The following is a 10,780-nucleotide window of genomic DNA, read 5'->3' as shown; positions in this document are numbered from 1 at the left end:
CTCGGTCAATCCTGCGGATTGATGTGGTCAAGGGACGTTTCGTTTTTGTCTCGCAATTCCTCTCGTCACCTCCCTTGCGGGTAGGTGAGAGGCTCCTTGCTGTTCAAGCTGAATGCTGATTAACTTCCTCTCTTTAACTTCTAGTTGATTTTGCTATTACCCCTAGTTGTAAACCAGGTGGATAGCTGCCTTCGTCTTTGATGCGCTTGATTTCAGCTTCGGTAATCTGCAAATCTAACTTATGTGCTAAACACTGCATAATGTCTCCCCGGTCAATGACACCTGCGACTGCACCGGCGGGAGAAAGAACGGTGATTTGGCGTAGATGTTCATTTTCTAATTTGTTAATCACCTCTGCCAGAGTAGTTGACTCAGCAACGGAGGGTATTGTGGTGAGGGGATGAACAATGCTGTGCAGGGTTTGGGTTTCCCATTGACTTCGTTCAATTGTTCGCAAATCATCAACGAAAACCATACCCCGGTAGCGTCCATCAGAAGCGGCAAAATAAGCTTGCAAAAAGGCAGTTTCTAAAAGGTATAGGTCGGCGAACTCACGTAATGTCTGGTCTGCATCGACCACACGAAAATCACGGGTCATAGCATCGGTGGCGGTTAGCTTTAACAAGGTTTCTTGCAATGTGGTAACACGGTCATAGCTGTTGGCGTTGCGGACAGCAAACCAACCCAACATGACAATCCACAAACCAAACACTAATTCTTTGGTTAAGAAGTCTACAGCAAATCCTAAGGCGATCGCACTATAACCCAAAATTTGCCCCGCCCTTGCTGCCCAGTGTACCGCTTGAAAGCGATCGCCTGTTATTTTCCATAGTGCTGCTTTTAAGACTTGTCCCCCGTCTAGTGGTAAGCCAGGAATCAAGTTAAACAAGGCTACAACTAAGTTAATTCTCGCTAAATCCCCCAACATTACATCCAGAGGGCTAGCCTCAGGCACAACATTGCTAGCCAGACGCAGCACTAAAAATAGGATAACGCTAACTATCGGCCCGGCGATCGCTACTTGAAAAGCTTTGCCCGGAGTTTTTGATTCTTCTTCTATGGCAGCAATGCCACCAAACAAAAACAGGGTAATTGAGTTAACCTTAATACCTTGTGACTGAGCAACTAAGCTGTGACCCAATTCATGCAACAATACAGAAGCAAATAGCAACAGCGCCATGACTATGCCAGCACTCCAACCAATCGCTGTCCCCCATTCCTGGTAAGCTACCCCAAAATTGAGGGTTGCCAGCCCTAAAATTACAAACCACAACGGGTCTAAAAATAGAGGAATTCCAAATAAAGACCCTATTTTCCAATTTGTTTCCATTGCATTGTCCTAAAACTAAATATTTCCAGCAGTCTCTATCCTGAATATTGTGTGTCTATTTTTATACGGCAATGGCTCTAACACAATAGTCTCGGTGCGAGATGCTCTAACTTCTAGAATAGACAATTAATTTCAGATATTCACACCGCAAGGCGGAATTCAAAATTCAAAATTCAAAATTCAAAATTCAAAATGGATATAGTGTGAGATTTTTAGAGATTTGGAATGAGTGGTTTATTTTGTCCGATCTGTACTAGTTCAGATTTCTTTACAAAGTTATTTTTAATTAATGACGCTTTTCTACTTAAACAAATCATAAATAATTTGTAAAACCTTAAACACTTATAAACCATAAATCATGATAATGTGTGTTTTATAACGTAGATACTAATGCTGTATTGCCGAGATAGACGGTATGATATTAGAAGCTTTTTACATGAAAGGCCTTGATGATATAGACATTGTAAACCTTCCTCCTGCTGAAATCCAGGCGCGGACGATTGCCAAGAATGTTTCAGTAATTCCTACTTTTTTTGTTTATGCACTATTTCTACCATTGTTGATGGTTTTACATTTCTGTCATCAACCTAGTCAAGAGAAAGTACAGGCGATTATTTTTTATTTCCTGCTTAAACCAATTCGTTGGATTTGGTATAAAATAGTTATCTTTGTCTGCCGTTTGTTAATCAGCGGCAATTAAATTTGTGAAAATTAATCTTAACTTGTCTTTAAATACTCGCCTTGCTAAATCCTCTCTCAAAGGGAGATAAATCACAGTCCAGTCATCGCCTTGCTTCACCAAACCCCAAAACTATTTCTGTTTGACATTTGGTATCAAAATCCCGTGTCTCGGACTAAATAGTAATGCCAACAAAAATAACCCGGATACGACTAACACAATTGCCGGGCCAGAGGGCAAATTATAAAAATAGCTGAGATACATACCGCTGATACTGGAAAATACGCCAATCACTGCCCCGAAAATCATGACTTGGTGTAAGCGTTTAACTAATAAATAGGCAGTGGCTCCCGGCGTAATCAAAAGTGATAATACGAGGATGACGCCTACAGCCTTCATGCTGGCTACAATTGTTAAAGCAATCAGCAACATTAAGCCAAAATTTAGCCGATTAACTGGCAAGCCTGCGGCTTGAGCACCTAAAGGGTCAAAGGTGTAAAATAAAAGTTCTTTGTAGATTAAAACAACGACTATTAAAACTATAGCGGCTATGATCGCCGTATCTCGCACTTCGTCACCAGTGACGCCGAGAATGTTGCCGAAAAGAAAGTGGTTTAGGTCGATTTTGTTATCTTTTTGAATGAGGGTAATTAGAGTAATTCCCAGAGCAAAAAATGCTGAGAAGACTATACCCATTGCGGCATCTTCTTTAATAGGCGATCGCGTCCTAATTACAGAGATCACCATTGTACTCAAGACACCGGCAATAAACGCCCCCAGATATATATTGCTTCCCACCATAAAGGCGATCGCTAAACCGGGCAAAACTGAGTGGCTAATAGCATCACCCAGCAATGCTAGTCGTTGTACCATCAAGTAACTACCAACGACTGCACACAACAAACCAACTAAAATGGCAATCATGAGTGAACGCTGCATAAAGCCATATTGCAACGGCTCAATTAATGCTTGGAGCATAGTTTCTTGATTGATAAAATGTAGGGGCAGGGAAAACCGATCCTTGAGGGTTTCTCCATCCTTTAGGCAGCATCAGAAAAGTACATTACTTTACCGCTATAAGCAAGATTGAGATTTTCTTCTGTGAGTACTTGTTGCCGTGAGCCTGTGGCGATTAATTCACGGTTTAGTAAGATTAAATCATCAAAGTGGGTGATTGATTCGCCTAAATCGTGATTGACTACTAGGACGATTTTGTCAGCAGCGGTGAGTTCGTGGAAGACTTCAAAAATTACTGACTGGGTTTTCTGATCGATACCTACCAATGGTTCATCAAAGCAGAAAATGTCTGCTTGCTGGGCTAAAGCACGGGCTAAAAATACCCTTTGTTGTTGTCCTCCAGAAAGTTCACCAATCGGGCGATCGCCATAAGCACTCATACCCACCCGTTCTATGGCAGCTTTTGCTACTTGGCGGCTAACTGCTGAGAAACTACGTAACCAGCCCGTTTTTTTTACCCGTCCCATCATCACCACATCCCAGACTGTAGCGGGATAAGTCCAGTCTATTTGACTACGTTGTGGCACATAGGCAACTTTCTCTAGTTGCTGCATCAAAGGCTTACTTTGGTATAACGCTGTACCACCACTCAGGGGAACTAACCCCAATATGCCTTTCATCAGCGTACTTTTACCAGCACCATTGGGCCCAAAAATCCCCGTCAGCCGCCCCGGTTTAACAATACAGTTAACATCCCTCAAGGCTTCTTGTGTACGGTAGTGTACTGCTAAATGAGCGATGTTAATTGGTGCTGAGGAATTCATCTCAATGGTTTTTATAGCTTGTGCAGGCATCTCTCGGAACTGTCGCTGAGATTGGCTAAATTTCTGGTAAAAAAAGACTTTTTGCATAACTTTGTTTAATTATCCATTTCTTGAGCTTACTATAAAAATGAGAGAAATATGAAAAAAATCATAATTAGAAGTAATATCTAACATAAATGAAACTAATACTTAAGATAGAGAGTCAGGCAGCCGGGAAGCAGAAAACAATGGTTTCGAGGCTTTGCCTAGGGATGCTTTTACCTTTGGCTTTATTGAGTTGTACCAAAGTGAACCCTAACCCCGACTCGGCCAAAGGAGAGGGTAAGCCCCAAGTCGTAGCAACGAGTACCATTATTGCTGACTTGACACAAGAGATTGCCGGCGACGAGATTCACCTCAGCGGAATTCTCAAACCCGGTACTGATCCTCATGTTTACGAACCAGTACCAGCAGATAGCCGGGTTTTAGAAAAAGCCGACTTGATTTTGTATAACGGCTACAACCTAGAACCAGGACTGATTAAGTTAATGAATGCCACTGGGGGGAAGGCACGGAAGTTAGCGGTGGGGGAAGTTGTCAAACCTTTGCAGTTGGACAAAGGCAAAGGGCAAATCGTGCCAGATCCCCACATTTGGGGGGATGGAAAAAATGCGATCGCCATGGTAGAGGCAATTCGAGATGCTTTGATTGAGTTATCACCAGCAGATAGAGAAAAATTCACTCAGAAGGCCTCAGAACTTACTCAGGAATTACAGCAGTTAAATATTTGGATTAGTCAACAAATTCAAACCATTCCCCCAGAAAAACGCAAACTCATCACCACCCACGATGCATTTCAATATTATGGGCAAGCTTATGGAATAGCGATCGCCGGGACTTTAATTGGCATCAGCACCGAAGAACAACCCAGCGCCCAAACAGTACAGCGATTAGTAGAGTCAGTTAAAAAGATAGGCGTACCCGCAATTTTTGCCGAAACAACAATTAATCCAGCATTAATTAAAACCGTTGCCCAAGAAGCAGGCGTGACATTAGCCCCGCACCAACTTTACTCTGATTCTATTGGTGCAAAAGGCAGCGACGGAGATACTTACATCACAATGATGCAGGCAAATACCCGCAGCATTGTAGAAGCATTGGGCGGAAAATATACACCATTCCAAACAAATAAATCTAACAGCATCAGCAAGGTTGATTAACTCTGATGTAACTATTATTTAATACCTCAAAATCTCCCTCAAGCTCTCTCTGGAGAAAGAACTGTTCACGCTGATAATTTTCTAAAATTTATGTTTAGCGAAAACACAGTTGTTCATTTGCGACACACCTATGACTAACGATTATCTAGACGAGGAAATTCACCAGCCAGTCAGTGAAGACCCCCATTCTCGTGAAGAACCAACAGTCAAAGAAAGAGATTTAACAGCAAATCCGGGAGATAGAATTTCCGAAAAACCACAATCAATTCAAGAAAAAGCCAAGCAGGTTGCTGTAGACGTCCCCGACATTACAGGTGACTGGATTAAAGTCCCGACTTACTTTGTGGTGGAATATCCTGATGGTACAAAAAAAGCACTCCACCATGTAAAAGATGCTGAAGAAATATCTGATATCATTCGCCAAGCACGAGTGGATGAACACGGTAATCGTATTTGGTGGTAGTGGCTAATCATGGGGCTTAAACCTGGCGTCCTTTGCGGTAATACCGACCGCTCCCGAAGGGATAGGTTTCTTTATCCGTCAAAATTTATTTGACAGACTACTAGTTTTGGGAAAGTTTTTCAGAGCGGATATAACTGTAAGCAAGCAATCAAACTACTGCAAGAAGAATTGCAATGCACAACTGCCTGAAATACTTCACACTTTTGACCTTATCTCCCTTGCCTCTGATATCCCTCTCTCCCCTAACAGCCCAGGCGCAAACTTATCAACAGCAAAAAAATCAGGCTTTGCGGCTTTACCAATTAGGTATTCAGCAGTTTAATCAAGGCCAGTTTCAAGAAGCTTTAAAAACCTTTGAGCAAGGTTTAGTAATTGTCAGACAAATCCGCGAACGCCGAGGCGAAGGAGTAATTCTTAATGAAATCGGTGGAGTTTATCGCAGCTTAGGAGAATATGCCAAAGCCTTGGAGTTTCTTCAGCAAGCTTTAGCCATTTACAAACAAATTGACGACAAAGCCAGCGAAGGGGGAACTCTTAACAATATTGGGTTAGTTTACAACAAATTAGGAGAATATCCCAAAGCTTTGGCGTTCTACCAGCAAGCCTTAGCTATTCACAAAGAAATCGATAACAAAGGGCAGCAAGGGGGAATTCTTGAAAATATTGGCTCAGTTCACAACCGCATGGGAGATTATACCCAAGCGCTAGATTTCTTTGAACAAGCCTTAGCCATTTACAAAAAAAGCGGTGACAAAGGGCAGCAAGGGGGAATTCTCAACAATATTGGCTCAGTTTACAACCAACGAGGAGAGTATACCAAAGCCTTAGACTTATTTGAGCAAGCTTTAGCTATTCACCAAGAAGTCGGAAACAAAGCACAGCAAGGCATTAATCTCAACAATATTGGCTCAGTTTACAACCAACGAGGGGAGTATACCAAAGCGCTGGAGTTCTTTGGGCAAGCCTTAGCCATTGACAAAGAAATTGGAAACAAAGCTGAACAAGTAACAGTTTTCAACAATATCGGATTGACCTACGATAATCTAGGGCAATATGCCAAAGGGTTAGAATTCTTTGGGCAAGCTTTAGTCATTGCCAAAGAAATTGGTGACAAGGCTGGAGAAGGGGTAATTCTCAACAATATTGGCTCAGTTTACCGCAACTTAAGACAGTATCCCCAAGCTTTGAAATTTTTAGAACAAGCTTTAGTAATTCGCAAACAAATTGGCGACAAGTTTGGAGAAGGCAAAACTGTCAATAATATTGGGGAGGTTCACCGCAACTTGGAAAAATATCCCCAAGCCTTGAAATTTTTTCAACAAGCATTAGTCATTCACAAAGAAATTGGTGACAAGCAAGGGGAAGGAACAACTATTAATAATATTGGAGAAGTTTACCGCAACTTAAGACAGTATCCCCAAGCCTTAGAGTTATTTCAACAAGCATTAGTCATTCACAAACAAATTGGTGACAAGCAAAGGGAAGGAACAACTATTAATAATATTGGAGAAGTTTACCGCAACTTGGGAAAGTATCCCGAAGCCTTAGAGTTATTTCAACAATCAAATGCCATTGCCAAACAAATTAGCGACAAGCTGGGTGAAGGGATAACTCTTAACAACATTGGAGCAATTTATAATCGTCTTGGTCAATATTATAATGCTGAAAAAACCCTATTTGCTGCTGTAGAAATTTGGGAATCTCTGCGACCAGGATTAACTGATGATCAAAAAATATCTATCTTTGAAAACCAGGCAGAAACTTACCGGTTTCTCATACACAGCTTAATTGCCCAAGATAAAATTGAAGCTGCTTTAGAAGTAGCCGACCGCGCTAGAGCTAGAGCATTTGTTGAGTTGTTAGCCTCTAAACGATTAGAAAAACCAAACGCTCAATTTAATATTAAACCTTTGACAATTCAGCAAATTAAAGAAATTGCCAAAATTCACAATGCTACTCTCATTCAATATTCCACAACATGGAATAATGCACTCTACATATGGGTAGCCAAACCTACAGGTGAAATTTTCTTTGAGCAAGTTGACCCGCAAAAAAGCCTAGATACTTCCCTCAAAGAGTTAGTAAACAACAGCCGTCAATCTATGGGTGCAAGAGGTCGGGGTATCAACGTTGAGCCTACAGGTGGAGGTCAGCAAACACAACAGCTACAAAAACTCCATGAAATCTTGATAAAACCCATCGCTTCCCATCTTCCCACCAATCCTAATGCCCGTGTCATCTTTATTCCCCAAGACTCGCTGTTTCTTGTGCCTTTCCCTGCACTGCAAGATGAACAAGGCAAATACTTGATTGAGAAACATACTATTCTCACAGCCCCTGCAATTCAAGTTTTAGACTTAACCCGCTTTTCAAAACTAAGGAGTGGAAAACGGGGAGTAGGGAGTGAAGAAATTTTAGTAGTTGGCAATCCTACAATGCCGAAAGTTCCCATTGCAAACGAGCAGTTACTAGCTCTCCCTGGTGCAGAAATAGAAGCTATTAAGATTGCAAATTTGTTTAAAACTAAAGCAATTACAGGTAGCAAAGCAACTGAGACTTCGATTGTGCAAAAGATGACTAAAGCCAGGATAATTCATTTTGCTACCCACGGCTTACTTGATGATTTTAAAGGATTGGGTGTACCGGGAGCTATGGTTTTTGCTGCTGGTGGTCAAGATGACGGTTTTTTGACAGCCGGCGAAATTCTTGACATGAAACTTAACGCCGAACTCGTTGTCCTGAGTGCTTGTAATACTGGGGTTGGCAATATTACAGGTGATGGTGTCATCGGCTTATCCCGTTCTTTGATTACTGCCGGAGTTCCTAGCGTCATTGTATCGCTATGGTCTGTACCAGATAACTCTACAGCCTTTCTCATGACCGAGTTTTATCAGAACCTCCAGAAAAATCCTGATAAAGCTGTAGCCCTAAGACAAGCCATGCTGACTACAAAACAAAAATATTCTAATCCGATTGACTGGGCTGCATTTACCCTCATCGGTGAAGCAGAATAAAACTCAGTGAAAACCCAGATAAACCTGCTGCCTTGGGTCGTGGGATACTAATAAAAAATATTCAAATCTTCAATATTGGGCAGCTTTTACCCTAATTGGGGAATGTGAGTAATGTTCAGTGAATGACAAAAATAGTGGAAATCGGGCTATGAAAGGCATCGCATCTGGCATTTTACTAACTGGTTGTGTTTGGTCTGGGTTGGGTATGTTTTCCATTTCACCACAGGTAAGGGCAGTGGCACAAACTCAAGAGAGTGGTGATTTATTTTACATATATAAAGGACAACGCATAGCTCTAAATCAGCGAGAGGATGCGATCGCAGTTGCTTTTAAAAAAGTAGCTGGAACACGTCGTCTTGGTGGTAGTCCCCCCCTGTACCTCCAACTCCAGCAAGACATCCAGGGCAGCGTTCGCACAACTACTCCACCAAAGGTCAGTCCTTTGGGCGAAAATTATGCTGTGGTCAGTCTGCCAACGGGAACGGAGAAAGTTGTGCAGCAGCGTATCCAACAGCAAGCCTATGTGCAAACAATCCTACCGGTGCTGACTCGCAGTCAAAGCCAAGAAATTATTATTGTCCCCAACGAAATTATTATCAGCTTTGATGCCAAACTCACGGAGAGTCAGAGGCAAGCAATTTTACAGCAAAATAATTTAGCGATTGTCCGTCCATTGCGCTTCAATCGCTCACGCTATCTAGTCAAATCCACTACTGCTGCTGGCACAAAAGTCCTCAATGTTGCCAACCAACTCAACGGTGTCAAGGGGGTGACTTCTGCATCACCCAACTTTATCCAATCTGTTACTGACCAAAAGCTCAAAACATCTGCCAAACAAGTTGCCAAGCTCAAAAAATCTGCGCAATTTTACCCCCTGACCAAAGAAAATACCGCCCCCGAATCTAGCAAAGGCATTTCCCCAAAAACCAACTTACTAGGATTAGCATGGCATCTGAACAGCTTACCTCTCAAACAATGTCTGCAACAGGAAACATCTGCCTGGGAATCACTGCAAACCTGCCTGCAAAAACCAAATGTGGCAACAAAAACGGTAATATCCCGCACAGATATGCGGGTTACAGATGCCTGGAAACGTAGCAATGGGGGACGCGGTGTAGTTGTGGCAGTCCTAGACAGCCTAATTCAGTGGGATCATCCCGATTTGGCAGATAATTTATATACAGTCAAAGCTGCCGATAAATGCCCAGGAGAAGTTCACGGCTGGGATTTTTCTGCCGGTGGTGATAGCAGCGACCCCTGCAAAATCGGTGATGCTGATACTCGCGTCAGTCCAGAAGAACTGGCTGTTCTCGGTGCAAAATTTCAGGATACCTTCCAACTAACTGACGCTCGATTAGTTGAGCGATACCTCAAAGAAGCGCTGGAAGTGAAGCTAGAAAACCCAGAGTATTCACTAGAAGAAGTTGCTGAGGTGTTACGTTATGTTTTTCGCACTGATCAAATAGGTGGGGAATTTCACGGTACTTATGTGAGTGGAACTATTGCCGCTAAACCACAAAATGAACAAGGATTAGCAGGTGTGGCTCCCAATGCTCAAATTTTACCAGTGCGGGTGTTTGGGTTAAATGGTAGTTTTGAGCCTTCTGCCTACATTGAAGCCATTGGCTATGCGGCTAATCGCGGCGCTGATATTATCAATCTCAGCTTGGGTAGTACCCTACCTTCTACAGAAGAAGAAGAAGCGATCGCTGATGTCCTCAAAGCCAACCCTAAACTAGTAATTGTCGCTGCTGCTGGTAACTCCAACAGTCATCAAGTCGCTTTCCCTGCTGCTTATCCGGGAGTAGTTGCAGTTGGGGCCACTAATATTTTGGGTAATCGTGCTTCCTACAGTAATTACGGCAAGGGATTAGATGTAGTTGCACCAGGAGGCGACCTAGATACACCAGGATTGTTGGGGGGAATTCCCGCCACAGGTGGTACTTGGCTAAATGCCTTTTGGCAAGGGATACCCAACCCCACCTCTCGTTGGTCTTCTGAGGTTGACTCTAAAGGTAAGTATTGGTGGGTACAAGGGACATCTTTTTCTTCCCCAGCGGTGGCTGGAGTGGTGGCATTAATGAAGGGAGAAGATCCCAAAAGAGTATTGAGTCGCGATCGCCTGATCAGTATCCTTAAATCTACAGCCACTTACCAAGGGCTGACTATTTCTGAGGAAGATGCCAAGGGATATCGTACACAACCCTCAGTTAAAGGTCAGCAACTCTTCTTTGGTAAAGGACTAGTCAACGCCGATGCAGCAGTTCAGGCAGTGAAACAGGGACGTTGAGCAATAAGTCTGAAAAAACTAGCT

At 42.7% G+C, this 10,780-nt stretch carries 8 protein-coding genes; 5 read left to right on the top strand and 3 right to left on the bottom strand.

All coding sequences use genetic code 11. The features are described 5' to 3' along the window. Positions 1 to 133: 133 nt before the first annotated feature. Positions 134 to 1,330, bottom strand: coding sequence for a site-2 protease family protein (locus H6G32_RS02060; RefSeq protein WP_190453991.1), 1,197 nt, complete (start codon positions 1,328 to 1,330; stop codon positions 134 to 136). A 415-nt stretch (positions 1,331 to 1,745) separates the two neighbouring features. Between H6G32_RS02060 and H6G32_RS02055 the strand changes: the two genes are divergently transcribed. Next, positions 1,746 to 2,030 carry a hypothetical protein gene (locus H6G32_RS02055; protein WP_190453987.1) on the top strand — a complete coding sequence of 95 codons (285 nt, stop codon included), beginning with the start codon at positions 1,746 to 1,748 and terminating at the stop codon, positions 2,028 to 2,030. A 111-nt stretch (positions 2,031 to 2,141) separates the two neighbouring features. Here the strand turns inward: H6G32_RS02055 and H6G32_RS02050 are convergent, their stop codons facing one another. Next, positions 2,142 to 2,987, bottom strand: a complete 846-nt coding sequence (locus H6G32_RS02050; RefSeq protein WP_190453984.1) for a metal ABC transporter permease — start codon at positions 2,985 to 2,987, stop codon at positions 2,142 to 2,144. Between the two features lie 62 nt (positions 2,988 to 3,049). Beyond that, the gene (locus tag H6G32_RS02045) at positions 3,050 to 3,820 is read right to left on the bottom strand and encodes a metal ABC transporter ATP-binding protein (protein WP_375539784.1); all 771 of its coding nucleotides are present in this window, start codon (positions 3,818 to 3,820) and stop codon (positions 3,050 to 3,052) included. Positions 3,821 to 4,017: 197 nt separating this feature from the next. Here H6G32_RS02045 and H6G32_RS02040 point away from each other — a divergent pair, with 197 nt between their 5' ends. The 4 genes from H6G32_RS02040 to H6G32_RS02025 all read left to right on the top strand — a co-directional run bounded on the left by H6G32_RS02040 (position 4,018) and on the right by H6G32_RS02025 (position 10,756). Further along, complete coding sequence (locus H6G32_RS02040; RefSeq protein ID WP_375539783.1) at positions 4,018 to 4,989, top strand: metal ABC transporter substrate-binding protein; 972 nt, start codon at positions 4,018 to 4,020, stop codon at positions 4,987 to 4,989. A 130-nt stretch (positions 4,990 to 5,119) separates the two neighbouring features. Beyond that, the gene (locus H6G32_RS02035) at positions 5,120 to 5,452 is read left to right on the top strand and encodes a hypothetical protein (RefSeq protein WP_190453976.1); all 333 of its coding nucleotides are present in this window, start codon (positions 5,120 to 5,122) and stop codon (positions 5,450 to 5,452) included. A 173-nt stretch (positions 5,453 to 5,625) separates the two neighbouring features. Beyond that, positions 5,626 to 8,466, top strand: coding sequence for a CHAT domain-containing protein (locus H6G32_RS02030; protein ID WP_190453972.1), 2,841 nt, complete (start codon positions 5,626 to 5,628; stop codon positions 8,464 to 8,466). Positions 8,467 to 8,584: 118 nt separating this feature from the next. After that, complete coding sequence (locus tag H6G32_RS02025; protein WP_309232553.1) at positions 8,585 to 10,756, top strand: S8 family serine peptidase; 2,172 nt, start codon at positions 8,585 to 8,587, stop codon at positions 10,754 to 10,756. Positions 10,757 to 10,780: the final 24 nt, after the last annotated feature.

Source organism: Cylindrospermum sp. FACHB-282 (assembly GCF_014697195.1).
In the GTDB taxonomy this organism is placed as follows: domain Bacteria; phylum Cyanobacteriota; class Cyanobacteriia; order Cyanobacteriales; family Nostocaceae; genus Cylindrospermum.
This window is presented reverse-complemented; position numbering and strand designations above follow the sequence as displayed.

Coding starts and splice junctions, on each gene's coding strand:
- H6G32_RS02040 (WP_375539783.1), top strand. CDS start 4,018: ATGGTTTCGAGGCTTTGCCTAGGGATGCTTTTACCTTTGGCTTTATTG.
- H6G32_RS02030 (WP_190453972.1), top strand. CDS start 5,626: ATGCACAACTGCCTGAAATACTTCACACTTTTGACCTTATCTCCCTTG.
- H6G32_RS02045 (WP_375539784.1), bottom strand. CDS start 3,820: ATGCCTGCACAAGCTATAAAAACCATTGAGATGAATTCCTCAGCACCA.
- H6G32_RS02050 (WP_190453984.1), bottom strand. CDS start 2,987: ATGCTCCAAGCATTAATTGAGCCGTTGCAATATGGCTTTATGCAGCGT.
- H6G32_RS02055 (WP_190453987.1), top strand. CDS start 1,746: ATGATATTAGAAGCTTTTTACATGAAAGGCCTTGATGATATAGACATT.
- H6G32_RS02035 (WP_190453976.1), top strand. CDS start 5,120: ATGACTAACGATTATCTAGACGAGGAAATTCACCAGCCAGTCAGTGAA.
- H6G32_RS02060 (WP_190453991.1), bottom strand. CDS start 1,330: ATGGAAACAAATTGGAAAATAGGGTCTTTATTTGGAATTCCTCTATTT.